The organism is Huaxiibacter chinensis, from assembly GCF_022171985.1.
Classification (GTDB): Bacteria; Pseudomonadota; Gammaproteobacteria; order Enterobacterales; family Enterobacteriaceae; genus Enterobacter; species Enterobacter chinensis_A.
Map to the genome: position 1 here is coordinate 41,605 of NZ_JAJVHF010000009.1, position 23,624 is coordinate 65,228.

Here is a 23,624-nt window from a genome sequence, read left to right on the forward strand (position 1 = left end):
TTAGATCCCTGAAGTTAACGAAATAAACAGCGGCAACGACAGGATACACAGCACGGAGCTCAACAGCAGCACCGCTTCCGCATCAGGCGACTGCACACCAAAGCGGTTGCCAAAGACGACGCCAAAGAAACCGGCAGACAGGGCAATCATCAGAATCGCGGTAATGGCGACCGGCCCGTGCAGACCCAGAATCACCACAATACCCCATGCGATCGCGGGCTGAATCAGCAGTTTGGCAATCGTCGAGGTAATTACCATGGTGTTGATCTGCAGTTTACGGGCAGAAAGAATCACCCCGGTCAGGAACAGCGCTGCGGCGGTTGCCGCCAGGCCCAGTGGCTTAATTGCGGCCAGAACCAGTTCCGGCATTTTAATGCCAATGGCTGACAGAATCACACCCAGCAGCGGCCCCATGACAATCGGTTTTTTGATGGAACGCCACATCAGCACGGGCAGCATAGAGAGGGTTGAGCCTGAGTTATTGCCTTCTGCACGCGCTTTTTCGCGTTCCAGAATCAGCAGGCAGAACGGCGTCATCAGTACGGAACCACAGGCGATTGAGACCGCCACAGAGAGCGATGTCGACGAGCTTTCGCCCAGCACGCTGCCCAGAATGGGCAGACCCAGCGCGGCATAGTTCGGCAAGGCGACCGTCAATGTCAGTACCGCGGCATCCTGAGGTGATTTTTTAAAGACCTTAATCGCCATAAAGTAGATGACCGCATAGGTGATCCACATGGCCAGGGTGAGCACCAGAATTAACGGCGACTGAGCAACAATCCCCGTCCACGGGGTCTGAACTGTCGCACTAAACAACGCGGCAGGCAGGGCAAAATCCATGACGAAAATATTAAGCAGGGAGACATTTTTGTTATCAACCATTTTGGCCTTACCGGCCCAGAATCCCAGCAGCATGATGATGAAAATCGGTGCAAGAGCATGAACAATTACGTAAGTCATAAATCACCTGTATTAAAGAGAAAAATCGTTTAGCACTGGCGCGATGATTATTATTTTTCAGGACGAACTCCCCCGCGTGGACGCAGCAATTGCGCCCACGGGGTTGTCCATCTGGCAGGTCTTTGTTCTTACCAGCTTGCGCGCATACGCTCGCGTACAAGCGCTGAGCTGCGACGGTTGTCCGCACCCAAACGACTTTTAAGTGTGGCATCCTGACGAGCGTCATTGATGGCCTGTTGCAGCGCGGTTTTCACCTGCGTCAGATCGCTGTCCGTTGGGGCGTCGGGATTGCTGATATCCAGCAGATTTTCCAGCAGCCCCAGCGTGGCATAGTTGCTGATGTCATATGCCATCGGCGGAATGGTGGCGGCCAGTTTTTCCAGCGCCTCGACGGTACGCAGGGTGATACGCGCGGCGGACTCTTTGCCCATCGCATGGATCAGTACACCCGTGTCGTTAAAAGCAATCAGACGGTTGGCCTGATAGCCGTGCGCCAGGAATGCGCCAGACATCGCTTTACCGACGATAAGGCCAATCACCGGATGGCCCGCAAGACGGGCATTGGCATACGCCCCTGCCGCACCGGCCAGCGCCTGATGGATCCCAAACGCCTCTTCGCGACGGCCATAGGCCTGGCTTGGGACGTCGATCACCGCCACAATCGGACGCTTAACGGCTTTATCCGCATCGGCAGCGATGGTTTCGCTGACCACTTTCGCCAGCGTCCAGCCTTCCAGGAGACCCACCTCGCCTTGTGCAGCGCGTGGGAAGTGGTTGTTAGCATCCGGTACGACGGCGATAAAACGTGTGGTTTCGCCGTTAAGTTCCGCGTCTGCGGCCTGTACTGACGGGCAAAGCCCTTCAAGACGTTGCGCGTTCGGTGCAAGAGTTTGCAGCCAGAGTTCACCGCGGCTTACTGAGTGAGTCATCATTTCTCCTCCCGGGCAAAAAGCGCGTGAATTTGTTCGGTATCGGCCTGTTTCTGCGTGTCGAAACGGGTCAGACGGTCCAGATACCAGTCATAGTTATCGGTACGGTGTTTTGCCGGAACGCCTTTAGCAATCGCCTCGTTCATGGCCTGTTTCACGGCGTTGACCCCGTCGCCCACCAGCGCATCGACCAGCCCGCTTTCATAGCGAATTTCGCCGCCGGTCATGCTCCAGATAAACGGACGATCGCGGGAGTCATACTCTTCAATACCCGCTTCCTGCTCGATAACCTGCGGGCCGTTCAGACCCAGACGCGCTTCGCGAGTCACAATCAGATAGCTGCACAGCGCTGCGGCAATGGACATCCCGCCGAAGCAGCCCACGGTCCCGGCAACAATGCCGATCACCGGGGTATAGCGGCGCAGGTCAACAATGGCCGCGTGAATATCGGCAATCGCCGCCAGGCCAAGGTTGGCTTCCTGCAAGCGGACGCCGCCGGTTTCCAGGCTTAACACCGCCTGAGTGGGAATGCCGTTGCGGTTATCTTCTGCCGCCAGCTCCAGCGCTGCGGCCATTTTGGCACCGGACACTTCGCCCATACTGCCGCCCTGGAATGCGCCTTCAATCGCCACCACAACAGCGGGTTGACCCTTGATAGTGCCTTTGGCCACCACCATGCCGTCATCGGCCTGAGGCACAATGCCCTGAGCGCCTAACCACGGAGAGACGATACCTTCAAAAGGATCCAGCAGTTCGCGGTAGCTCCCTTCATCCAGCAAGGCGTGCGCACGCTGACGTGCTTTCAATTCGATAAAACTGCGATCGTCACGCATAGCTCACCTCCTCAAAGACCTGTTCGATACGAATGCGTGCCACACCCGGCGTTGCGCCAAAATCGTGGATGGTCAGCGTGCCGGCAGGCAGGCTGCTGACGGTTTGCAGACGTGTAAACAGCGCCTCCCAACGGCTACGGCTGTTGTCAACGGACGTGGTGATATCAACGGTGAGCGTCTGGCCCGGTTCGGCGGTAAACAATACCTCCATATCCCCGGAGCCGACGACCCCTGCCAGCGCCTTACCGTTTAGCGTGCGGCTGGCGGGCAGAGTTAAGGTAATTTTTTCCATAACATCCTCTTAATGCTGTAAATAGGGCGTATCGATGCGATCGAGGAACAGCGTGGCGGCAAGCAGGTCGGCCGCGCCGCCAGGCGATGCGTTTAGTGCGAGCATCTGACGGTCTAACTCCGCTAAGGCGCTTTGCCCTGCCGGCTGTGCGGTTCCCCCGGCCTTCAGCACGGTGCGGGCGCCGTCCTGCATGGCGTCGAGTCCTTCCATACCGGCGCGGGATAGCACGCAGGTGTCGGTGAGCGACGTCATGATGGCCATGAGCGCATCGAGCCGGGCACAGGTTTCGCTGCTGCCGCTCAGGCGGCTGAGACGAAGCTGGGGCAGTGCCCGCTGAATAATGTGCGGAAACCCCTGCTGCGCTTCTTCTCGGGCACCCGGCACGCGATAACGATGGGTTGCGCGAAGTCCCTTGCTGAAGACTTTCGGGGCCGCCGCATCCGGCAATTTTGCCAGCTCTGCGGCAGTGGCCGCCACGGCATGCGCGTTGGCGCTGCCGCCTGACATCGCCACCGCGCTAACCAGCAAGCCCAGCGCCCAAATCGCGCCACGGTGGGTATTTACGCCTTGTGTGGCAGCCATCATCTGCTGCTCGCCTTCGCGACCAAGACGCCCTACGGTTTGTCTGAGTGCAATATCTGCCGGACGCTGCCAGCTTTGCAGGGCCAGCGCCTGAAACGTCGGGGTCAGGCTGCGGGCAGACCGCTCCATCAACGCAAGCGTGAGATCGTCGTGCGCCCCGTTTCCCCGACTGTCCACCAGACCGGGTTTAGGGCTTAGTCGCGCTTCGTCAATAAGACACTGCGTGGCGGTTCGCGCCAGCCATTCGGCACCGCCTTCAACCTGAATCTGGGGCAGAAGTTTCATTACCAGCTCCGGAATTTCGCAGGTGGGTTGTAAAGACCGCCGGACCATTCCACCAGGTCAGACACGCTGCCTGCCGCCAGCAGAGAGCGGGTGGCATCGGTACGACGGATACCCATATCTTCCGGGTAAACGACTTTGCCGCTTTGACGCAGCTCCGCCACACGTTTCGCATCGACGCCCAGGCCGATATCGGTGATCCCCGCAACGGCCGCCACCATCGCCCGGCGCTCTTCGAGGTCTTTGGCGCGATAGAGGTACGCAATACCCTCTTCGGTGAGCACGTGCGTGACGTCATCGCCATAGATCATCACCGGTGCCAGCGGCATGCCGGAGGTTTTCGCCACGTCCACCGCATCGAGTTTTTCCACGAAGGTCGGTTTAACGCCCGCCTGGAAAGTTTCGACCATCTGAACGACGAGTTTTTTACCGCGCTGCATCGGGTCAGGTTCGGTAATCATGTTCAGCCAGGCAGGCGTTGCATGACGACGACCGTGAGGGTCATGCCCCATGTTCGGCGCACCACCAAAACCAGACAGACGACCACGGGTAACGGTAGAGGAGTTAGCATAGCCGTCCACCTGCAGGGTGGAACCAATGAACATGTCGACCGCGTATTGCCCTGCCAGCTGGCAGAAGGCACGGTTAGAACGCATAGAGCCATCAGCGCCGGTAAAGAAAATGTCCGGACGGGCGCGAATGTACTCTTCCATCCCCAGTTCGCCGCCGAAGCAGTGCACGCTTTCCACCCAGCCGCTTTCAATGGCCGGGATCAGGGTTGGATGCGGGTTCAGGGTCCAGTGCTTACAGATTTTGCCCTTCAGACCCAGCTGTTCGCCGTAGGTTGGCAGCAGCAGTTCAATCGCGGCGGTGTTAAAACCGATACCGTGGTTCAGGGACTGAACCTGATGTTCTGCGTAGATGCCTTTAATCGCCATCATCGCCATCAGGATATGTTCCTGTTTGATCAAACGCGGGTCGCGGGTAAACAGCGGTTCGATAAAGAACGGCTTGTCCGCAACCACCACGTAGTCAATCCAGGAGCCAGGAATATCGACGCGCGGCAGGTCGCATTCGTCGTCAACCAGTTCATTCACCTGGGCGATGACAATGCCGTCATGGAACGCGGCGGATTCGACCAGAGCGGGAGTGTCTTCGGTACTGGCGCCGGTATACAGGTTCCCTTTACGGTCCGCTTTAAAGCCCGCGATAAGCGCCACGTTAGGCGACAGGTCTACATAGAGGCGTGAATAGAGTTCGATATAGGTGTGGATCGCGCCGATTTCGAGTTGACCATCTTCCAGCAGCTGCGAGATGCGCAGGCTCTGTGTCCCGGAGAAGGAGAAGTCAAGTTTGCGGGCGATGCCCTTTTCGAAGATGTCCAGATGTTCGCTGCGTCCGACGCTTGGCATGATCATATGCAGGTCATGAACAATTTGCGGATTCACTTCAGCGAGTGAGCGGGAAAGGAAATCGGCCTGTTTTTGGTTATTGCCTTCCAGTACGACTTTGTCGCCTGGTGCAATCAGTTTCTCCAGCATCGCGACGAAATCGTCGGTCGGCAGGACCTTGCCTTGGACCGGGACTGAAGCCAGACGGCGCGCTTTCTCGGTGCGTCGCGTGTTCCAGAGCCGGGCGGGTGTTTGCCCAGATAACATTATTAACCTCCTGATTCAGCACATCATTCTGATTTGCTTAACGCTGAGTAAAGAATGCGCGTAGGTGAGAAAGTCATCAATCAAGCGTAGTGATGAATCATTAGCCTGAGAGTAATAATCGTTGTAAATATATGTGATCCGGATCAGTTCGCGTTTCTGAAAACCAGGCTAAACGAGTACACTTTGGAAAACAGCGTTAAAAACCGACAAAAACTGACATCGCAACGTATGACTCAAATTATCCCTTCGGACTTCGACATCGCGTGTGAGCAGAGCGCCGCCTTTGTGCCGCTGCGCGGTGTGGCGAATCCACATCTGCAAACCATGCTGCCGCGATTACTGCGTCGCAAAGTGCAATTTACGCCTCACTGGCAGCGCCTGGATCTGCCCGACGACGACTTTGTCGATCTGGCCTGGAGCGAGGATCCGGCGCAGGCTACGCACAAACCGCGGCTGGTGGTTTTTCATGGCCTCGAAGGCAGCCTGCACAGCCCTTACGCGCATGGTCTGATTCATGCAGCCAAAGCGCGCGGCTGGCTTGGCGTGGTGATGCATTTTCGCGGATGCAGCGGCGAACCCAACCGCCAGAAGCGGATTTACCATTCGGGCGAAACTGAAGACGGCACCTGGTTCCTGCAATGGCTAGCCCGGACCTGGGGGCCTGCGCCCACCGCAGCGGTAGGCTACTCGCTGGGCGGGAATATGCTCGCCTGTCTGCTGGCGAAAGAGGGGAACACCGTGCCGCTGGATGCGGCGGTGATCGTCTCAGCACCCTTTATGCTGGAACAGTGCAGTTATCATATGGAAAAGGGGTTTTCTCGGGTTTATCAGCGCTATCTGCTTAATCTCCTGAAGGCCAATGCGGCGCGAAAACTGAAAGCCTACCCGGATTCGTTACCGGTCAATCTGCAACAGTTAAAAGGCATGCGTCGCCTTCGTGAGTTTGACGATCTTATCACCTCGAAAATTCACGGTTTTGCCGACGCAATAGACTATTATCGTCAGTGCAGCGCCATGCCGTTGCTGAATCAGATCACCCAGCCGACGCTGATCATCCATGCGAAGGACGATCCCTTTATGGACCATCACTCCATCCCGGCGCCCGAGCACCTGCCGGGCAATGTGGAATATCAACTGACGGAGCATGGTGGACACGTGGGCTTTATCGGCGGCACGCTACGACGCCCGACAATGTGGCTGGAAACGCGCATCCCCGACTGGTTAACCCCTTATCTGGACAGAACACGATGATGATTCCCTGGCAGGATCTGGCTCCCGAAACGCTGGAAAGCCTGATTGAAAGCTTTGTATTACGTGAAGGCACCGATTATGGTGAACATGAACGTTCGCTAGAACAGAAAGTCGCCGATGTGAAACGGCAGCTACAGAGTGGCGAGGTGTTGCTGGTGTGGTCTGAACTGCATGAAACCGTCAACATTATGCCCCGCAATCAGTTTCGCGGTTGATTGCTCCATCTTTTAGTCAGGGAGTTGCTATGTCCGCCAGACATCCGGTTATTGCCGTTACCGGCTCAAGTGGTGCGGGAACCACCACCACCAGCCTCGCTTTTCGCAAAATATTCGCGCAGCTCAGCCTACGGGCGGCGGAGGTCGAAGGCGACAGCTTTCACCGCTACACGCGTCCGGAAATGGACATGGCTATTCGCAAAGCGCGAGATTTAGGTAAGCACATCAGCTACTTCGGCCCCGAGGCGAATGACTTTGGCCTGCTGGAGCAGACCTTTGCAGAATACGGTTTAAGCGGCAAAGGGCAGGCGCGCAAATACCTGCACACTTACGATGAAGCCGTTCCCTGGAATCAGGTTCCGGGTACTTTTACCCCGTGGCAGCCGCTACCTGAGCCCACCGACGTGCTGTTTTACGAGGGATTGCACGGCGGCGTGGTCACGCCCCAGCACGATGTCGCCCGCCACGTTGATTTGCTGGTTGGCGTGGTCCCTATCGTCAATCTGGAGTGGATCCAAAAGCTGACGCGAGATACCAGCGAACGCGGCCACTCCCGTGAAGCCGTTATGGATTCAGTGGTCCGCTCCATGGAAGATTATATTAACTTCCTGACCCCTCAGTTTTCGCGCACGCACATTAACTTCCAGCGCGTACCCACCGTAGACACCTCTAACCCGTTTGCGGCGAAAGGCATCCCATCGCTGGATGAAAGTTTTGTGGTGATCCATTTTCGTAATCTGGAAGGCATCGATTACCCGTGGCTGCTGGCGATGCTGCAAGGGTCATTCATTTCGCACATGGATACGCTGGTCGTGCCAGGCGGAAAGATGGGGCTGGCGATGGAGTTAATTATGATGCCGCTGGTGCAGCGACTGATGGAAGGAAAGCAGATCGCATAATCACTTGCCCTCACCAACAGAGTGAGGGCATACATACCACACAAACACTCCCCTCTCCCCGTGGGAAAGGGTCAGGGTGAGGGCATCAGACCGCACAAACATTTCCCTCTCCCCGTGGGAGAGGGTCAGGGTGAGGGCATCAGACCGCACAAACATTCCCCTCTCCCCGTGGGAGAGGGTCAGGGTAAGGGCATCAGACCGCACTAACACTCCCCTCTCCCGTGGGAGAGGGTCAGGGTGAGGGCATCAGACCACACTAACACTCCCCTCTCCCGTGGGAGAGGGTCAGGGTGAGGGCATCAGACCACACAAACAGTCCCCTCTCCCCGTGGGAGAGGGTCAGGGTGAGGGCATCAGACCGCACAATGCCTGAAAATCACCCCTCAATCACTTCATACGAATGGGTAATATTGACCGCTTTCTCCAGCATCAACGCCACAGAACAGTATTTTTCCGCAGAGAGATCCACGGCACGAGACACCGCCGCATCCTTCAGTGCCTTACCGGTCACAATAAAGTGCAAATTGATGTGCGTGAACAGGCGTGGCGCTTCTTCACGGCGTTCCGAGGTCAGCTTCACTTCGCAATCCGTCACCTCCTGACGCCCCTTTTGCAGAATAGAGACAACGTCAATCGCGCTACATCCCCCTGCCGCCATTAACACCACTTCCATTGGGCTAGGGGCTTTATCGCCGGAGTTTCCGTCCATCAGAATCTGGTGTCCCGAAGCGGATTCGCCCAGGAACGTTAAACCTTCAACCCATTTCACACGCGCTTGCATTTTTAATAACTCCAACGTTGCCCATATCTCAACAGATTACGCGGGCGTGACAATTCTCGCAACGGAAGGCGACCTGCATCATGCTGAAGCGAGACACCAGGAGACACGCGGCTAAAGCTATGCTAAAACAGTCTCGATGCTACAGTAATACATTGACGTTACACATGTATGCAGAGGACATCAAACTTTACTGGCTGCGACAGATTAAGACAGCCGACTTCCCAGGTATGGGTAAGAATTCGATTGCAACCCCAGAGTCCGGATGCATCTTATGACTCTGGTGACAGCTTATAACAGAGGATAACAGCGCATGGTGCTTGGCAAACCGCAAACAGACCCGACTCTCGAATGGTTCTTGTCTCATTGCCACATTCATAAGTACCCATCTAAGAGCACGCTGATTCACCAGGGTGAAAAAGCCGAAACGTTGTATTACATCGTTAAAGGCTCGGTGGCAGTGCTGATCAAAGATGAAGAAGGGAAAGAGATGATCCTTTCTTATCTGAACCAGGGCGATTTCATTGGCGAACTGGGCCTGTTTGAAGAAGGCCAGGAACGTAGCGCCTGGGTTCGTGCAAAATCAGCCTGTGAAGTGGCTGAAATTTCGTACAAGAAATTCCGTCAGCTGATCCAGGTTAATCCGGATATTCTGATGCGTCTTTCTTCGCAGATGGCTCGCCGTCTGCAGGTCACGTCTGAGAAAGTGGGTAACCTCGCCTTCCTGGACGTCACCGGCCGCATTGCACAGACACTGCTGAACCTGGCGAAACAGCCAGACGCCATGACCCACCCGGACGGTATGCAAATTAAAATTACCCGTCAGGAAATTGGTCAGATCGTCGGTTGTTCACGCGAGACAGTAGGCCGTATTCTGAAAATGCTGGAAGATCAGAACCTGATCTCCGCGCACGGTAAAACGATCGTGGTTTACGGAACCCGTTAACCCCGATTAAACGGCGTGCCGTCGCAAGATAGCACGCCGTTTTTGTCTCTTCCCCATGTGGCGCAGGCTGATTTATCACCCGGAAGTTAACTACGCACTTCGGCAGACGCTGGTGTTATGTCTTCCCGTGGCTATCGGCTTACTTCTCGGCCATCTGCAGCACGGTCTGCTGTTCTCCCTTGTGCCTGCCTGCTGCAACATTGCGGGTCTCGACACGCCGCATAAACGCTTTTTCAAACGCCTGATTATTGGTGGATGCCTGTTCGCCGGTTGTAGCCTTGCGGTCCAGCTGCTGCTGGCACGTGACATCCCCCTGCCGCTGATCCTGACGGTGCTGGCGATGACGCTGGGCGTCACGGCAGAGATCAGCTCGCTTCATGCCCGCCTGCTGCCTGCCTCCCTGATTGCAGCGATTTTTACGCTCAGCCTCGCCGGTAACATGCCCATCTGGGAACCTCTGCTCATCTACGCGCTGGGTACGCTATGGTATGGCCTGTTTAACTGGCTGTGGTTCTGGATGTGGCGCGAACAACCGCTGCGTGAATCGTTAAGCCTGCTTTACGTTCAGCTCGCTGACTATTGTGAAGCGAAATACACCTTACTGACCCAGCATAACGATCCGGAAAAAGCCTTGCCGCCCCTGCTGACGCGTCAACAAAAAGTCGTTGATCTGATCAGTCAGTGCTATCAGCAACTCCACATGCTGGCCGCCAATAATAATCACGAATACAAGCGGTTGCTGCGAACGTTTCAGGTGGGTCTGGATTTACAGGAGCATATCTCCGTCAGCCTGCATTACCCCGGCGAAGTCCAGAAGCTGGTTGAACGTAGCCACGCCGAAGCCGTGATTCGCTGGAATGCCCAGACCGTCGCAAGCCGCCTGCGCGTGCTGGCGGATGACATTCTTTACCATCGCTATCCGACGCGTTTTAACATGGACAAACCACTCGGCGCGCTGGAAAAAATTGCCCGCCAGCATCCGGATAACCCTGTCGGCCAGTTCTGCGCATGGCACTTTAGCCGCATTGCCCGCGTACTCCTCACCCAGCGCCCTCTCTATCCCCGCGACCTGATGGCCGATAAGCAAAAACGCCTGCCGCTGTTGCCCGCACTGAAGAGCTATCTGTCGTTTAAATCCTCCGCGCTACGAAATGCGGCGCGAATAAGCGTGATGTTAAGCATCGCAAGCCTGATGGGAATGGCCCTCAATCTGCCTAAACCTTACTGGATTTTAATGACCATCCTCTTTGTGACCCAGAACGGTTACGGCGCAACGCGGGTGCGCATTCTTCATCGTTCCGGCGGAACCCTCGCGGGACTGGTGATCGCTGGCATCACGCTGCACTTCCACGTCCCGGACGGCTATACGCTGGCAGGGATGCTCGTGATTACGCTGGTCAGCTATTTGATTATCCGGAAAAACTACGGCTGGGCGACGGTCGGGTTCACGGTCACGGCGGTGTACACCCTGCAGTTGCTCACCCTCAACGGAGAACAATTTATTGTCGCCCGATTGATTGATACGCTGATCGGCTGCCTGATCGCATTTGGTGGCATGGTCTGGCTATGGCCGCAGTGGCAGAGCGGATTATTACGGCAAAACGCCCACGATGCGCTGGAAGCCGATCAGCAGGCGATTCGCCTGATTCTGAGCGACGACCCACAGCCATCTCCGCTGGCCTATCAACGTATGAAGGTGAACCAGGCGCACAACGCGCTGTTTAACTCCCTCAATCAGGCAATGCAGGAGCCGGGTTTTAATGCGCATTATCTGGCGGACATGAAACTGTGGGTCACGCACAGTCAGTTTATCGTTGAGCATATCAACGCGATGACAACGCTGGCGCGTGAGCACACGATGCTGACGCCGGATCTGGCCCAGCGTTATTTGCAGTCCTGTGAAATCGCCCTGCAACGCTGCCAGCAGCGACTGGAATATGACGCGCCTGGCGAGTCGGGGGATATAAACATTATGGAAGGACCAGAGACACTCACCTACGGGCCTATGAGCACGCTGGAGCAGCATTTGCAGCGTATACTGGGGCACCTGAACACCATGCACACTATTTCGTCGGTGGCATGGCGTCAGCGTCCGCATCACGGAATTTGGTTAACCCGTCGCTTAAAGCGCACGGCGTATTAGGCCTTAACGATCGTCGCGACCGCAGCGGCAAAACGGTTTAACCCCTCTTCGATATCCTTCTCTTCCACCACCAGCGACGGGGCAAAGCGCATGACATCTGGCCCCGCATTCAGCACCATCACCCCTTCATGGGCAGCGGCATGCAGGAAATCACGCGCCCGGCCTTTGTACTGAGGTTTCAGTTCTGCCCCCACCAGCAAGCCCAGGCCCCGCACCTCGGTAAAGACATCGAACTGCGCGTCAATCTGCTGAAGATGCTGCACAAACTGCTCGCGTTTCGCCGTCACGCCATTCAGCACTTCAGGCGTATTAATAATATCGAATGCTGCCCCGGCCACCGCGCAGGCCAGCGGATTACCGCCATAGGTGGAACCGTGAGAGCCAACGTGGAATGCCGAGGCGATATCCTGCGTGGTCAACACCGCACTCACCGGGAAACCGCCGCCGAGCGCTTTGGCGCTGGTCAGGATGTCCGGCGTGACGCCATAGTGCATATAGGCAAAGAGATCGCCGGTCCGCCCCATGCCGCTTTGCACTTCATCAAAGACCAGCAATGCCTGATGGGCATCACACAGCTCGCGCAAACCTTGCAGGAAGGCTGGCGTTGCGGCCGTTACGCCGCCTTCACCCTGAATAGGCTCAACCACCACGGCGCAGGTGTGATCGTCCATCACCGCTTTTACGGCGTGCAGATCGTTGAAAGGAACGTGAATGATATCCGCCGGTTTGGGGCCAAAGCCGTCGGAATATTTTGGCTGCCCGCCCACCGACACGGTAAACAGCGAGCGACCGTGGAAGGCGTTGTGGAAGGCGATAATTTTTGTTTTATACGGGCTGTGACGCGTGGAGGCATAGAAACGCGCCAGTTTGAACGCGGTTTCGTTCGCTTCCGTGCCCGAGTTCATAAACAGCACGCGTTCGGCAAAGGTGGCATCAATGATTTTACGGCCCAGGCGCAGCGCTGGTTCGTTCGTAAAGACGTTGCTGGTGTGCCAGAGGGTTTCCCCCTGCGTTTTTAACGCGTCCACCAGCGCAGGATGGCAGTGCCCGAGCGCCGTCACTGCAATCCCCCCCGCAAAATCGATGTACTCTTTACCCTGCTGATCCCAGACCCGGCTGCCTTTCCCTTTTACCGGGATAAACTCGGCCGGTGCATAAATCGGCAGAATGACTTCATCGAAAGTTGCGCGTGTGATTGCAGATTGTTCAGTAGCCATGTCATGCCCATCCATTTTATGTCACAAAGATTGTGAAAATATAATCACAAAATATGCATAAAAAATCAAAGCAAGGCAATTAAAATTCAGCGATGAAGAAAATTAGCCAGCAGCGCATGTCCCTGTTCGCTCAGAATACTCTCCGGATGAAACTGCACGCCCTCCAGATCCCACTCCCGATGACGGATCCCCATGATCTCTTGTGTTTCGCTCCAGGCGGTGACTTCAAAGCATGCGGGCAGGGTGGACGGGTCAATTATCAGGGAATGGTAGCGTGTCACCGTCAGGGGTTGATTAAGCCCGGCGAAAACGCCGGTACTGGTATGGGTCACCGGGGACGTTTTGCCATGCATCACGCGCGCCGCGCGGACGATGGTCGCACCAAAAACCTGTGCAATCGCCTGGTGACCCAGGCAGACACCGAGGATCGGCAGCCTCCCTGCGTAATGGCGAATGACCTCCAGAGAAACACCGGATTCAGACGGGGTGCAGGGGCCGGGAGAGATAACGATTTTTTGCGGCGCTAATGTTTCGATATCCTCCAGCGTTAACGCGTCGTTACGCCGAACCACCACCTCAACACCAAGTTCACAAAAGTACTGGTAAAGGTTCCAGGTAAAGGAATCGTAGTTATCAATCAGCAAAATCATGGCGGCTCCCGAAAATTAGCCGCCCTATTCTACTCAGTTTCCCGCGCTTCGCTCACTACTTTGGCAAAGATGGCATTCAGTGCCGACAGGTCGCCCATCGCGCCATTTTGATTGGCGGCCGCCCACTGATCCGGCGCAATATCCCGCCAGCTGAGCTGATAGCCGGCGTGGATCGCCAGTTGTTCAAAGAAGATGCGCTGAGCAATCCCATTCCCAATGCGGAACGGGTGCAGGACGTTAATCTCACAATAGTAATGGCTCAGTCGGGCAATGAACTCACTCTTCTCAAGCCCGACGAGATACCCCTCCTCTTCGAGATCCTGCATCAGGCTGTTGCCCTCTTTCTCGATATACGCGAAGTGGCAAAAGCGCGTATCCCCCTGATAAATATCCATCTCACGAATCTCGCCCGCCCAGTCAAACACATCCTGATAGAGGTGACGATGAATCGCGCATAAATGGGGTAAACCTCGCGCAGGGGGGCCCAGGTCAAGCGTCGCCGCACGCAGCGCGGTCAGCTCATAGGCCGCTTGCGCCAGCCTGTCTGCCTGGCGGATATCCAGCCGATTACGCATCACATTCAGCCCGGGATAGAGGTACGGGTCGCGGCCATCGCCATATTTATCGCTCATAGTGCCTCCTGAGTTCCTCAAGACGGCTCTGCGCCTCTTCGGCGTTTAGCGTAACAAGCGGGGTGTCGATCCCTTCAAGCCGTCGACTGGCCTGAAAATTGGCATTGCGTTGCTGCTCCCAGAGTCGGGCTTTTTGCTTGTCGGTGAGTTTTTTCACTTCACGCCTCCCTGAATGTGTCCGTTTGCCACAAGTATAAGCAGCAAAACGCGTTTTCGCAGGAAGGGTCAAACAACACGGGCGAGAATCGCCCGTGCAGAGGCGGTTACGGCAGGACTTTTGCGGAGAGGATAACGACCGGTTTTGTCGGCACATTCTGGTAGGGACCCACGTCATGGGTCTGGACCTGAGAAATCTTATCCGCCACATCCATTCCTTTCACCACTTTACCAAATACGGCATAGCCAAAGTCACGCTGACCATGGTCGAGGAAGGCATTATCGGCCACGTTCAGGAAGAACTGGCTGGTTGCACTGTCTTTGTCTGCGGTACGGGCCATGGAAATGGTCCCGCGGGTGTTGCGTAAACCATTGTCCGCTTCGTTTTTGATCGGCGCATTCGGCTGTTTTTGCTGCATCTGCTCGTTAAAACCACCGCCCTGCAGCATAAAGCCCGGGATCACACGGTGGAACGTGGTGCCGTTATAGAATCCGCTGTTCACGTAGTCGAGGAAGTTTTTAACAGAAACAGGAGCTTTCTGGCTGTTCAGTTCCAGCTCAATATTCCCTGCGGAAGTCGTCAGCAGAACGTGAGGGTCACCTTTAGCTGCCAGCGCAGCAGGGGAAACGGCAGAAAGAGCAAACACAGCTGCGACAGCCGCCAGTGTTGATTTGAGCATGAGAATTCCTTAACAAAGCGCAGAAAAGAAAGCGAGTGGCTTGATTCTAAAGAGCAGTATGGATGTAGACCAGCCTTTTACCTAATTTTACGAAATTGAAACAGTTGTAACCACGCAAACGGTTGGTTACGCCACATTTTTATGTGACTTAGATCACACAAAATCCTGCAATAAGAATCTAATTACCCATAAAAGATATGAATGGATCACTTTAATGTCTAAAATCTGCCCGCTCGAGCGCCGTCAACGCGCTTTACTTTTCTTTGAACAGGCCAGACATGACTAACAGCAATCGCATCAAGCTCACATGGATCAGCTTCTTCTCCTACGCCCTGACCGGTGCGTTGGTGATCGTCACCGGAATGGTGATGGGGAACATCGCAGACTATTTCCAGTTGCCCGTTTCCAGCATGAGTAATACCTTCACCTTCCTGAATGCAGGGATCCTCATCTCTATTTTCCTGAATGCCTGGCTGATGGAAATCGTCCCGCTGAAAACGCAGTTGCGCTTTGGCTTTGTGCTGATGGTCGCCGCCGTGGCGGGTCTGATGCTCAGCCACAGCATCGCCCTGTTCTCTGCCGCCATGTTCGTGCTGGGTCTGGTAAGCGGGATCACGATGTCTATCGGGACCTTCCTGATCACCCACATGTATGAAGGGCGTCAGCGCGGCGCACGTCTGCTGTTTACCGACTCCTTCTTTAGTATGGCCGGCATGATCTTCCCGATGGTGGCCGCCGCTCTGCTGGCTCGCAGCATCGAATGGTACTGGGTTTATGCCTGTATCGGCCTGGTCTACGTGGCGATCTTTATCCTGACCTTCGGCTGCGAGTTTCCGGTGCTGGGCAAAAAAGCGCCCAACGCGACTGAAACAGTCGTGAAAGAAAAATGGGGTATTGGCGTACTGTTCCTCTCCATTGCCGCGCTGTGCTACATCCTGGGCCAGCTGGGCTTTATCTCCTGGGTGCCGGAGTATGCCAAAGGTCTGGGCATGAGCCTGAATGACGCGGGTAAACTGGTGAGCGATTTCTGGATGTCTTACATGTTCGGCATGTGGGCATTTAGCTTCATTCTGCGTTTCTTCGATTTACAGCGCATTTTGACCGTCCTGGCAGGGGCAGCCACCGTGCTGATGTACCTGTTCATCAACGGCTCACCAGAACATATGCCGTGGTTTATCCTGACGCTGGGCTTCTTCTCCAGCGCGATTTATACCTCGATCATTACGCTGGGCTCGTTGCAGACGAAAGTCGCCTCGCCGAAGCTGGTTAACTTTGTTCTGACCTGCGGCACCATCGGTACCATGCTGACCTTCGTGGTCACCGGCCCGATTGTCGCCCACAGCGGCCCTCTGGCCGCGTTGCACACCGCGAACGCCCTGTACGCGGTGGTCTTTGTGATGTGCCTGGTGCTGGGCTTTGTGACCCGCCACCGTCAGCATAACGCGACCGCAGCAGGTCACTGATCCATTACGCCCCTTTGCGCTCAGCAAAGGGGCTGTTTTTCGTAAAGAGCACCGCCTCTCCCCCCGTGTCCATCTGCACCCACGTTTGCGGTAACTGCGTCATTGAAATGACCCGACCCTGGCGAATCGACCAGCGCACCGGCACCTGACAGCGCACGGCTTCAAATCCGTTTTCTGCCGGCAGAATAATCAGGTTCGCCGGATACCCCGTCTCAATGCCATAATCCTTCAGCCCAAAGGTTCTTGAACTGTTATGGGTGATCAGGTTTAAGCCACTATCAATTTGCTGAAAGCCCATCATCTGACACACGTGCAGGCCCATATGCAGAACCTGCAACATATTGCCCGTCCCCAGCGGATACCACGGGTCAAAGACATCATCATGCCCGAAGCAGACGTTGATCCCCGCCTCCTGTAACTCTTTTACCCGGGTGATACCGCGTCGTTTCGGATAATCATCAAAGCGGCCCTGCAGATGAATATTGACCAGCGGGTTGGCCACAAAGTTAATCCCCGACATTTTCAGCAACCGGAACAGCCGTGAGGTATAAGCGCCATTGTAGGAGTGCATCGCGGTGGTATGGCTGGCGGTCACCCGGTCGCCCATTCCGGTTTCGTACGCCAGCGTCGCCACGGTTTCGAGGAATCGCGACTGCTCATCGTCGATTTCATCGCAATGTATATCCAGCAGACGGTTGTATTTTTTTGCCAGCGTAAAAGCGATATGTAACGACTCCACGCCGTATTCCCGGGTGAACTCAAAATGGGGTATTGCCCCTACCACGTCGGCGCCCAGCTTTAGCGCCTCTTCCAGCAAGGCCGCGCCGTCAGGATAGGAAAGTATCCCCTCCTGCGGGAACGCCACAATTTGCAGTTCAATCCACGGGGCCACTTCGCGCTTAACGTCCAGCATCGCTTTCAGGGCCGTAAGTGAGGGGTCGGACACATCAACGTGGGTGCGGACAAACTGAATGCCGTTTGCCATTTGCCACTTCAGGGTCTTCCACGCCCGCGCTTTCACATCATCATGCGTGAGTTGCGCTTTGCGTTCCGCCCAGCGCTCGATCCCTTCGAACAGCGTGCCGGACTGATTCCAGCGTGGCTCGCCGGCCGTTTGGGTGGTATCGAGATGAATATGCGGCTCGATAAAAGGCGGAATGGCCAGACCGCCACGACCATTTAATACCTCATGGCTCTCATCATGGGTGTCCTCGCCCATGGGACGGATCTCGCCAAAACGCCCCTGCTCAATGGCAATTTGCCAGAGCCCTTCCCGATTCGGTAAACGAACGTTTTGAACCAGCCAAAGCGGTGTTGTCGACATAGTGTTCCCCTGAAAAAAGCCGCTGAAATTTGGGAGTACCGGATTTGAGCAATAAGCCCCCTATTTTGTACACAAAATCGCCGCTGACGAAAAGTGAGTCATTTCCGGTACTTATAAAAATCCTGACAAATCAGCAATCTACTCACTAAGGGGTAGTTGAAGGCGTATTTGATTTGCATCAATAAGTGCCTTTGCTGAATCGTTAAGGTAGGCAGTAATAGAAAAGAAATCGAGGCAAAAATGAGCAAAGTCAGACTCGCGATCATCGGTAACGGCATGGTCGGCCATCGCTTTATAGAAGACCTTCTCGATAAAGCTGACGCCGCCCAGTTTGATATTACCGTCTTTTGTGAAGAACCCCGCAAGGCGTACGACCGTGTGCACCTCTCCTCCTACTTCTCTCACCACACCGCTGAAGAACTTTCTATGGTGCGTGAAGGTTTCTACGAGAAGCATGGCGTAAAAGTACTGGTTGGCGAACGTGCGATTACCATTAACCGTCAGGAAAAAGTGATCCACTCCAGTGCCGGACGCACGGTTTTTTATGACAAGCTGATTATGGCAACGGGTTCCTACCCGTGGATCCCGCCAATCAAAGGGTCTGAAACTCAGGATTGCTTCGTTTATCGTACCATCGAAGATCTTAAAGCCATCGAGGCTTGTGCTCGTCGCAGCAAACGGGGCGCCGTGGTCGGCGGCGGTCTGCTCGGCCTTGAAGCGGCAGGCGCGCTGAAAAACCTCGGCGTTGAAACTCACGTCATCGAATTTGCGCCGATGCTGATGGCAGAACAGCTTGATCATATGGGCGGCGACCAGCTGCGCCGTAAGATCGAAAGTATGGGTGTGAAAGTTCACACCAGCAAAAACACCAAAGAGATCGTCCAGGAAGGCACAGAAGCACGCAAAACCATGCGCTTTGCCGACGGCAGCGAACTGGAAGTGGACTTCATCGTCTTCTCTACTGGTATTCGCCCACGCGACAAAATGGCGACCCAGTGCGGGCTGGCCGTGGCACAGCGTGGCGGGATCATGATCAACGACGCCTGCCAGACCTCTGACCCGGACATCTACGCGATTGGCGAATGCGCCAGCTGGAACAACCGTGTTTATGGGCTGGTGGCGCCTGGCTACAAAATGGCGCAGGTTGCCGTAGACCACATTCTCGGCCAGGAAAATGCCTTCACCGGCGCAGACATGAGCGCCAAGCTGAAACTGCTGGGTGTGGATGTGGGCGGGATCGGTGACGCACATGGCCGCACGCCTGATTCACGCAGCTACGTCTATCTGGACGAAAGCAAAGAAGTCTATAAACGTCTTATCGTCAGCCCGGATAACAAAACCCTGCTGGGCGCCGTGCTCGTTGGGGATACCAGCGATTATGGCAACCTGCTGCAGCTGGTACTGAATGCCATCGAACTGCCGGAAAACCCGGACGCGCTGATCCTGCCTGCTCATGCGTCTAACGGTAAACCGTCCATTGGCGTGGATAAACTGCCGGACAGCGCGCAGATTTGTTCTTGCTTCGATGTCACCAAAGGCATGCTGGTAGCCGCCATCAATAAAGGCTGCCACACCGTCGCCGCGCTGAAAGCGGAAACCAAAGCCGGTACCGGCTGCGGTGGCTGTATTCCGCTGGTCACACAGGTGCTCAACGCCGAACTGGCGAAACAGGGCATCGAAGTGAACAACAATCTTTGCGAGCACTTCTCGTATTCTCGCCAGGAGCTTTACCATCTGATTCGCGTCGAGGGCATTAAATCCTTTGACGAATTGCTGGCGAAACACGGTCAGGGTTACGGCTGTGAAGTCTGCAAACCTACCGTCGGCTCACTCCTGGCCTCCTGCTGGAATGAGTACATCCTGAAACCGGCACATACTCCGCTGCAGGATACCAACGACAACTTCCTGGCCAATATCCAGAAAGACGGTACCTACTCTGTTATCCCACGCTCAGCAGGCGGCGAGATCACCCCGGAAGGGCTGGTGGCGATTGGCCGTGTCGCACGTGAATTCAACCTGTACACCAAAATCACCGGTTCCCAGCGTATCGGCCTGTTTGGCGCGCAAAAAGACGACCTGCCGGAAATCTGGCGTCAGCTGATTGAAGCAGGTTTTGAAACGGGTCACGCATACGCCAAAGCACTGCGTATGGCAAAAACCTGCGTGGGCAGCACCTGGTGCCGCTACGGCGTGGGCGACAGCGTGGGCTTCGGCGTTGAACTGGAAAACCGCTACAAAGGTATCCGCACTCCGCACAAAATGAAGTTTGGCGTCTCCGGTTGTACCCGCGAGTGCGCTGAAGCGCAGGGTAAGGACGTGGGCATCATTGCTACCGAGAAAGGCTGGAACCTGTATGTCTGCGGTAACGGCGGGATGAAGCCGCGCCATGCCGATCTGCTGGCCGCCGATCTGGACCGCGAAACCCTGCTGAAGTACCTCGACCGTTTCATGATGTTCTACATCCGTACGGCTGACAAACTTACGCGTACCGCTTCCTGGCTGGACAATCTGGAAGGCGGCATCGACTACCTGAAGTCAGTGATTATCGATGACAAGCTGGGCCTGAATGAGCATCTTGAAGAAGAGATTGCACGCCTGCGTGAAGCGGTCATCTGCGAGTGGACTGAAACGGTTAACACGCCGGCTGCACAGGTACGCTTCAAACACTTTATCAACAGCACCCAGCGCGACCCGAATGTCCAGGTGGTGCCTGAGCGTGAACAGCATCGTCCTGCAACGCCTTACGAACGTATTCCGGTGATGCTGGTGGAGGAAAATGTATGAGCCAGTGGGTAAATATCTGCAAAATCAATGACATTATTCCAGGTTCCGGCGTGTGTGCTCTGCTGGGTAGTGAACATGTTGCCCTCTTCCGTCCGCGTCACGACGAACAGGTTTTTGCTATCAGCAATATCGACCCGTTCTTTGAAGCCAGCGTGCTTTCGCGTGGCCTGATCGCTGAACATCAGGGCGAACTGTGGGTCGCCAGCCCGCTGAAAAAACAGCGTTTTCGTCTGAGCGACGGGCACTGTATGGAAGATGAAAGTCATTCCGTGAAGCACTATGACGTACGCGTGAAAGAGGGTCACGTGCAGTTACGCGGTTAATTATTTTGAGGGAGGCGCAATGCCTCCCTTTTTAAACGTTTTCTTTTATTTTTCAGGATAATCAAACCATGTTTACAGACACCATTAATAAGTGTGCGGCTAATGCTGCGCGCATCGCACGGCTCAACCACACCAATCCGCTCGGCTTCTGGGTCAGCTCTGCCATGGCCGGCGCCTATGTCGGTTTGGGTATTATTTTAATTTTCACGCTCGGTAATTTACTCGACCCGTCCATTCGTCCGTTGGTCATGGGCGCGACGTTTGGTATTGCCTTAACGCTGGTGATCATCGCAGGCTCTGAACTCTTTACCGGCCATACGATGTTTCTGACGCTCGGTGTAAAAGCGGGCACCATCAGCCACGGGCAAATGTGGGCCATTCTGCCCCAGACCTGGGTAGGCAACCTTCTGGGTTCCGTCTTTGTGGCGCTGTTGTACAGCTGGGGCGGTGGGAGCCTGCTGCCGGTGGATACCAGCATCGTCCACACCGTGGCGCTGGCAAAAACCACCCAGCCCGCAATAGCGCTCTTTTTCAAAGGTGCGCTCTGTAACTGGCTGGTATGTCTGGCAATCTGGATGGCAATCCGCACGGAAGGTGCCGCGAAGTTTATCGCTATCTGGTGGTGTCTGCTGGCGTTTATCGCCTCCGGTTACGAGCACTCCGTTGCCAACATGACGCTGTTCGCCCTTTCCTGGTTAGGTCATCATAGTGATGCCTTCACCCTTTCGGGTATCGGTCATAACCTGTTGTGGGTAACGCTGGGCAATACCCTTTCAGGTGCAGTGTTTATGGGTCTGGGTTACTGGTATGCTACCCCTAAAGCGGAGCGTCCGACTCCGGCACACATCGCAACTGCTCAGGCGAAAGCCCATTCTTAAGAGGTAATGTCGTGGATCACCTGCCGATTTTCTGTCAATTACGTCATCGCGACTGCCTGCTTGTGGGCGGCGGCGATGTCGCTGAACGTAAAGCACGCCTGCTGTTAGACGCAGGTGCCCGACTCACCGTAAACGCCCTGGCTTTCGATCCACAGTTTGAAGTCTGGGCGCGGGAAGGCATGCTGACGCTGGTGCAGGGCGAGTTTGATGAAAGCCTGCTGGATACCTGCTGGCTGACCATCGCCGCCACGGATGATGACGCCGTGAACCAGCGCGTCAGCGACGCGTGCGAAACCCGTCGTATCTTCTGTAACGTGGTGGATGCGCCGAAAGAAGCCAGCTTCATTATGCCCTCGATCATCGATCGCTCCCCGCTGATGGTGGCGGTTTCGTCTGGCGGCACTTCGCCTGTGCTTGCACGCTTGCTGCGTGAGAAACTGGAATCGCTTTTGCCGCAGCATCTGGGTCAGGTGGCGCATTATGCAGGTCAGCTGCGCGCCCGGGTGAAAAAGACCTTTGCAACCGTCGGTGAACGCCGTCGCTTCTGGGAAAAGTTCTTTGTAAACGATCGTCTGGCACAGTCGCTGGCTAACGAAGATCACTCTGCCGTAGCCGAAACCACTGAACGTCTGTTAACCGAGCCGTTGGACCATCGGGGTGAAGTGGTGCTGGTCGGGGCAGGACCGGGTGATGCAGGTCTGCTGACGCTTAAAGGGTTACAGCAGATTCAGCAGGCCGATATCGTGGTCTATGACCGTCTGGTGTCCGATGAGATCATGAACCTGGTGCGCCGTGACGCTGACCGCGTGTTTGTCGGTAAGCGTGCAGGCTATCATTGCGTTCCCCAGGAAGAGATTAACCAAATCCTGCTGCGTGAAGCGCAGAAAGGCAAACGCGTCGTGCGCCTGAAAGGGGGCGATCCCTTTATCTTTGGTCGCGGCGGTGAAGAGCTGGAAACCCTCTGTCATGCGGGCATACCCTTCTCGGTAGTCCCCGGCATCACGGCTGCGTCGGGCTGTTCCGCCTATTCCGGCATTCCCCTCACCCACCGCGATTTCGCGCAAAGCGTGCGTCTGGTTACCGGGCACCTGAAGACGGGCAGTGAACTGGACTGGCACAATCTGGCCGCTGAAAAACAGACCCTGGTGTTTTACATGGGGCTAAACCAGGCCGCCACCATTCAGGGAAAACTGCTGGAGCACGGAATGGAAGCAGACATGCCTGTCGCGCTGGTGGAAAACGGCACGTCGATCAAGCAGCGCGTGGTGAAAGGCGTTCTGACGCAACTGGGCGAGCTGGCCCAACAGGTCGAAAGCCCGGCGTTGATTATCGTTGGTCGCGTCGTTGCCTTAAGAGAAAAATTGAACTGGTTCTCCAGCCACTAAACCCAATCCATACATATCTTCCGCTCTGTGAGTAGTCCTTAACCGGACTACTCCCTCGTAACACCTGCCGCTAACATACCGCCTGCGAAATGGAACTTTTCCATTTATTCCCTCGTATTACATCCAAAAGTTTATTGAAGACAAGGAATGAGTATGTTCAAACTGGCTAAAGCTGCCGTTCTGGTGGGCGTATTATCGACGCTGACTGCCTGTACCGGTCATGTAGAAAACACAAAGAAAAACTGCAGCTATGACTATCTGCTCCACCCGGCGATCTCCATTTCAAAGATCATTGGCGGATGCGGGCCAGCGGCACAGCAGTAAGCGTTTCAGACATAAAAAAACCGGGGATTCCCGGTTTTTT

Annotated in this window: 24 protein-coding genes; 11 read left to right on the forward strand and 13 right to left on the reverse strand. The window is 55.4% G+C overall.

The window, feature by feature from the left end:
* From LZP96_RS17960 to mdcA, 6 genes are all read right to left on the reverse strand, one after another.
* The gene (locus LZP96_RS17960; RefSeq protein ID WP_064327704.1) at positions 1-960 is read right to left on the reverse strand and encodes an AEC family transporter; all 960 of its coding nucleotides are present in this window, start codon (positions 958-960) and stop codon (positions 1-3) included.
* Positions 961-1,088: 128 nt separating this feature from the next.
* A complete protein-coding gene (mdcE, locus tag LZP96_RS17965) occupies positions 1,089-1,889 on the reverse strand; it encodes a biotin-independent malonate decarboxylase subunit gamma (protein WP_064327705.1) in 801 nt (266 codons plus the stop codon).
* Positions 1,889-2,722 (reverse strand): biotin-independent malonate decarboxylase subunit beta, encoded by an 834-nt coding sequence (locus LZP96_RS17970; RefSeq protein WP_064327706.1) that lies wholly within the window; start codon positions 2,720-2,722, stop codon positions 1,889-1,891. The genes mdcE and LZP96_RS17970 overlap by 1 nt, the downstream gene beginning before the upstream one ends.
* Positions 2,715-3,014: a malonate decarboxylase acyl carrier protein gene (gene mdcC / locus LZP96_RS17975; protein ID WP_064327707.1), complete on the reverse strand. Its 300-nt coding sequence runs from the start codon at positions 3,012-3,014 to the stop codon at positions 2,715-2,717. Before mdcC ends, LZP96_RS17970 begins: the two co-directional genes overlap by 8 nt.
* Before the next feature lie 9 nt (positions 3,015-3,023).
* Complete coding sequence (locus LZP96_RS17980) at positions 3,024-3,881, reverse strand: triphosphoribosyl-dephospho-CoA synthase (RefSeq protein WP_064327708.1); 858 nt, start codon at positions 3,879-3,881, stop codon at positions 3,024-3,026.
* Positions 3,881-5,536 (reverse strand): malonate decarboxylase subunit alpha, encoded by a 1,656-nt coding sequence (gene mdcA, locus LZP96_RS17985; protein WP_064327709.1) that lies wholly within the window; start codon positions 5,534-5,536, stop codon positions 3,881-3,883. Before mdcA ends, LZP96_RS17980 begins: the two co-directional genes overlap by 1 nt.
* Before the next feature lie 228 nt (positions 5,537-5,764).
* On the opposite strand from mdcA, the gene LZP96_RS17990 reads away from it, so the two are divergent.
* The 3 genes from LZP96_RS17990 to LZP96_RS18000 are packed head-to-tail and all read left to right on the forward strand — an operon-like array spanning position 5,765 to position 7,901.
* Entirely contained in the window at positions 5,765-6,787 is a 1,023-nt protein-coding gene (locus LZP96_RS17990) for a hydrolase (RefSeq protein WP_064328199.1), read from the forward strand.
* On the forward strand, positions 6,784-7,002 hold the full coding sequence (locus LZP96_RS17995) for a YheU family protein (RefSeq protein WP_064327710.1): 219 nt from the start codon (positions 6,784-6,786) through the stop codon (positions 7,000-7,002). Before LZP96_RS17990 ends, LZP96_RS17995 begins: the two co-directional genes overlap by 4 nt.
* Before the next feature lie 29 nt (positions 7,003-7,031).
* Positions 7,032-7,901 (forward strand): phosphoribulokinase, encoded by an 870-nt coding sequence (locus tag LZP96_RS18000; RefSeq protein ID WP_064327711.1) that lies wholly within the window; start codon positions 7,032-7,034, stop codon positions 7,899-7,901.
* Between the two features lie 376 nt (positions 7,902-8,277).
* On the opposite strand, the gene LZP96_RS18005 is transcribed toward LZP96_RS18000, so the two are convergent.
* On the reverse strand, positions 8,278-8,682 hold the full coding sequence (locus tag LZP96_RS18005) for an OsmC family protein (RefSeq protein WP_064327713.1): 405 nt from the start codon (positions 8,680-8,682) through the stop codon (positions 8,278-8,280).
* 310 nt (positions 8,683-8,992) lie between these two features.
* Here LZP96_RS18005 and crp point away from each other — a divergent pair, with 310 nt between their 5' ends.
* Together crp and LZP96_RS18015 are read left to right on the forward strand one after the other, a co-directional pair.
* Positions 8,993-9,625: a cAMP-activated global transcriptional regulator CRP gene (gene crp / locus LZP96_RS18010; protein WP_003852956.1), complete on the forward strand. Its 633-nt coding sequence runs from the start codon at positions 8,993-8,995 to the stop codon at positions 9,623-9,625.
* 55 nt (positions 9,626-9,680) lie between these two features.
* Positions 9,681-11,768, forward strand: coding sequence for a YccS/YhfK family putative transporter (locus LZP96_RS18015; RefSeq protein WP_258926206.1), 2,088 nt, complete (start codon positions 9,681-9,683; stop codon positions 11,766-11,768).
* Here LZP96_RS18015 and argD read toward each other — a convergent pair.
* From argD to ppiA, 5 genes are all read right to left on the reverse strand, one after another.
* Positions 11,765-12,985 carry a bifunctional acetylornithine/succinyldiaminopimelate transaminase gene (gene argD, locus LZP96_RS18020; RefSeq protein ID WP_064327715.1) on the reverse strand — a complete coding sequence of 407 codons (1,221 nt, stop codon included), beginning with the start codon at positions 12,983-12,985 and terminating at the stop codon, positions 11,765-11,767. The genes LZP96_RS18015 and argD overlap by 4 nt on opposite strands.
* 86 nt (positions 12,986-13,071) lie before the next feature.
* On the reverse strand, positions 13,072-13,635 hold the full coding sequence (gene pabA, locus LZP96_RS18025; protein ID WP_258926207.1) for an aminodeoxychorismate synthase component 2: 564 nt from the start codon (positions 13,633-13,635) through the stop codon (positions 13,072-13,074).
* A 29-nt stretch (positions 13,636-13,664) separates the two neighbouring features.
* Positions 13,665-14,267, reverse strand: coding sequence for a putative adenosine monophosphate-protein transferase Fic (locus LZP96_RS18030; protein WP_064327717.1), 603 nt, complete (start codon positions 14,265-14,267; stop codon positions 13,665-13,667).
* Positions 14,257-14,424, reverse strand: coding sequence for a FicA/YhfG family antitoxin (gene ficA, locus LZP96_RS18035; RefSeq protein ID WP_064497023.1), 168 nt, complete (start codon positions 14,422-14,424; stop codon positions 14,257-14,259). Before ficA ends, LZP96_RS18030 begins: the two co-directional genes overlap by 11 nt.
* A 106-nt stretch (positions 14,425-14,530) precedes the next feature.
* Positions 14,531-15,103, reverse strand: coding sequence for a peptidylprolyl isomerase A (gene ppiA, locus LZP96_RS18040; protein WP_064327718.1), 573 nt, complete (start codon positions 15,101-15,103; stop codon positions 14,531-14,533).
* A gap of 278 nt (positions 15,104-15,381) precedes the next feature.
* On the opposite strand from ppiA, the gene tsgA reads away from it, so the two are divergent.
* On the forward strand, positions 15,382-16,566 hold the full coding sequence (tsgA, locus tag LZP96_RS18045) for an MFS transporter TsgA (RefSeq protein WP_258926208.1): 1,185 nt from the start codon (positions 15,382-15,384) through the stop codon (positions 16,564-16,566).
* 4 nt (positions 16,567-16,570) lie between these two features.
* Here the strand turns inward: tsgA and LZP96_RS18050 are convergent, their stop codons facing one another.
* Complete coding sequence (locus LZP96_RS18050; RefSeq protein WP_258926209.1) at positions 16,571-17,890, reverse strand: cytosine deaminase; 1,320 nt, start codon at positions 17,888-17,890, stop codon at positions 16,571-16,573.
* A gap of 240 nt (positions 17,891-18,130) precedes the next feature.
* Here LZP96_RS18050 and nirB point away from each other — a divergent pair, with 240 nt between their 5' ends.
* From nirB to LZP96_RS18075, 5 genes are all read left to right on the forward strand, one after another.
* Positions 18,131-20,674 carry a nitrite reductase large subunit NirB gene (gene nirB, locus LZP96_RS18055; protein WP_064327721.1) on the forward strand — a complete coding sequence of 848 codons (2,544 nt, stop codon included), beginning with the start codon at positions 18,131-18,133 and terminating at the stop codon, positions 20,672-20,674.
* Entirely contained in the window at positions 20,671-20,997 is a 327-nt protein-coding gene (gene nirD / locus LZP96_RS18060; RefSeq protein ID WP_064327722.1) for a nitrite reductase small subunit NirD, read from the forward strand. Before nirB ends, nirD begins: the two co-directional genes overlap by 4 nt.
* A 68-nt stretch (positions 20,998-21,065) precedes the next feature.
* The gene (nirC, locus tag LZP96_RS18065; RefSeq protein ID WP_258926210.1) at positions 21,066-21,875 is read left to right on the forward strand and encodes a nitrite transporter NirC; all 810 of its coding nucleotides are present in this window, start codon (positions 21,066-21,068) and stop codon (positions 21,873-21,875) included.
* An 11-nt stretch (positions 21,876-21,886) separates the two neighbouring features.
* Positions 21,887-23,260: a siroheme synthase CysG gene (cysG, locus tag LZP96_RS18070; protein WP_258926211.1), complete on the forward strand. Its 1,374-nt coding sequence runs from the start codon at positions 21,887-21,889 to the stop codon at positions 23,258-23,260.
* Positions 23,261-23,413: 153 nt separating this feature from the next.
* Positions 23,414-23,584, forward strand: coding sequence for a YhfL family protein (locus LZP96_RS18075; protein WP_064327725.1), 171 nt, complete (start codon positions 23,414-23,416; stop codon positions 23,582-23,584).
* The last annotated feature ends 40 nt before the right edge of the window (positions 23,585-23,624 follow it).

What these genes read in the sequence shown, in the direction of transcription:
- LZP96_RS17960 (WP_064327704.1), bottom strand. Translation starts at nt 960, where the DNA reads ATGACTTACGTAATTGTTCATGCTCTTGCACCGATTTTCATCATCATG.
- mdcE (WP_064327705.1), bottom strand. Translation starts at nt 1,889, where the DNA reads ATGACTCACTCAGTAAGCCGCGGTGAACTCTGGCTGCAAACTCTTGCA.
- LZP96_RS17970 (WP_064327706.1), bottom strand. Translation starts at nt 2,722, where the DNA reads ATGCGTGACGATCGCAGTTTTATCGAATTGAAAGCACGTCAGCGTGCG.
- mdcC (WP_064327707.1), bottom strand. Translation starts at nt 3,014, where the DNA reads ATGGAAAAAATTACCTTAACTCTGCCCGCCAGCCGCACGCTAAACGGT.
- LZP96_RS17980 (WP_064327708.1), bottom strand. Translation starts at nt 3,881, where the DNA reads ATGAAACTTCTGCCCCAGATTCAGGTTGAAGGCGGTGCCGAATGGCTG.
- mdcA (WP_064327709.1), bottom strand. Translation starts at nt 5,536, where the DNA reads ATGTTATCTGGGCAAACACCCGCCCGGCTCTGGAACACGCGACGCACC.
- LZP96_RS17990 (WP_064328199.1), top strand. Translation starts at nt 5,765, where the DNA reads ATGACTCAAATTATCCCTTCGGACTTCGACATCGCGTGTGAGCAGAGC.
- LZP96_RS17995 (WP_064327710.1), top strand. Translation starts at nt 6,784, where the DNA reads ATGATGATTCCCTGGCAGGATCTGGCTCCCGAAACGCTGGAAAGCCTG.
- LZP96_RS18000 (WP_064327711.1), top strand. Translation starts at nt 7,032, where the DNA reads ATGTCCGCCAGACATCCGGTTATTGCCGTTACCGGCTCAAGTGGTGCG.
- LZP96_RS18005 (WP_064327713.1), bottom strand. Translation starts at nt 8,682, where the DNA reads ATGCAAGCGCGTGTGAAATGGGTTGAAGGTTTAACGTTCCTGGGCGAA.
- crp (WP_003852956.1), top strand. Translation starts at nt 8,993, where the DNA reads ATGGTGCTTGGCAAACCGCAAACAGACCCGACTCTCGAATGGTTCTTG.
- LZP96_RS18015 (WP_258926206.1), top strand. Translation starts at nt 9,681, where the DNA reads ATGTGGCGCAGGCTGATTTATCACCCGGAAGTTAACTACGCACTTCGG.
- argD (WP_064327715.1), bottom strand. Translation starts at nt 12,985, where the DNA reads ATGGCTACTGAACAATCTGCAATCACACGCGCAACTTTCGATGAAGTC.
- pabA (WP_258926207.1), bottom strand. Translation starts at nt 13,635, where the DNA reads ATGATTTTGCTGATTGATAACTACGATTCCTTTACCTGGAACCTTTAC.
- LZP96_RS18030 (WP_064327717.1), bottom strand. Translation starts at nt 14,267, where the DNA reads ATGAGCGATAAATATGGCGATGGCCGCGACCCGTACCTCTATCCCGGG.
- ppiA (WP_064327718.1), bottom strand. Translation starts at nt 15,103, where the DNA reads ATGCTCAAATCAACACTGGCGGCTGTCGCAGCTGTGTTTGCTCTTTCT.
- tsgA (WP_258926208.1), top strand. Translation starts at nt 15,382, where the DNA reads ATGACTAACAGCAATCGCATCAAGCTCACATGGATCAGCTTCTTCTCC.
- LZP96_RS18050 (WP_258926209.1), bottom strand. Translation starts at nt 17,890, where the DNA reads ATGTCGACAACACCGCTTTGGCTGGTTCAAAACGTTCGTTTACCGAAT.
- nirB (WP_064327721.1), top strand. Translation starts at nt 18,131, where the DNA reads ATGAGCAAAGTCAGACTCGCGATCATCGGTAACGGCATGGTCGGCCAT.
- nirD (WP_064327722.1), top strand. Translation starts at nt 20,671, where the DNA reads ATGAGCCAGTGGGTAAATATCTGCAAAATCAATGACATTATTCCAGGT.
- nirC (WP_258926210.1), top strand. Translation starts at nt 21,066, where the DNA reads ATGTTTACAGACACCATTAATAAGTGTGCGGCTAATGCTGCGCGCATC.
- LZP96_RS18075 (WP_064327725.1), top strand. Translation starts at nt 23,414, where the DNA reads ATGTTCAAACTGGCTAAAGCTGCCGTTCTGGTGGGCGTATTATCGACG.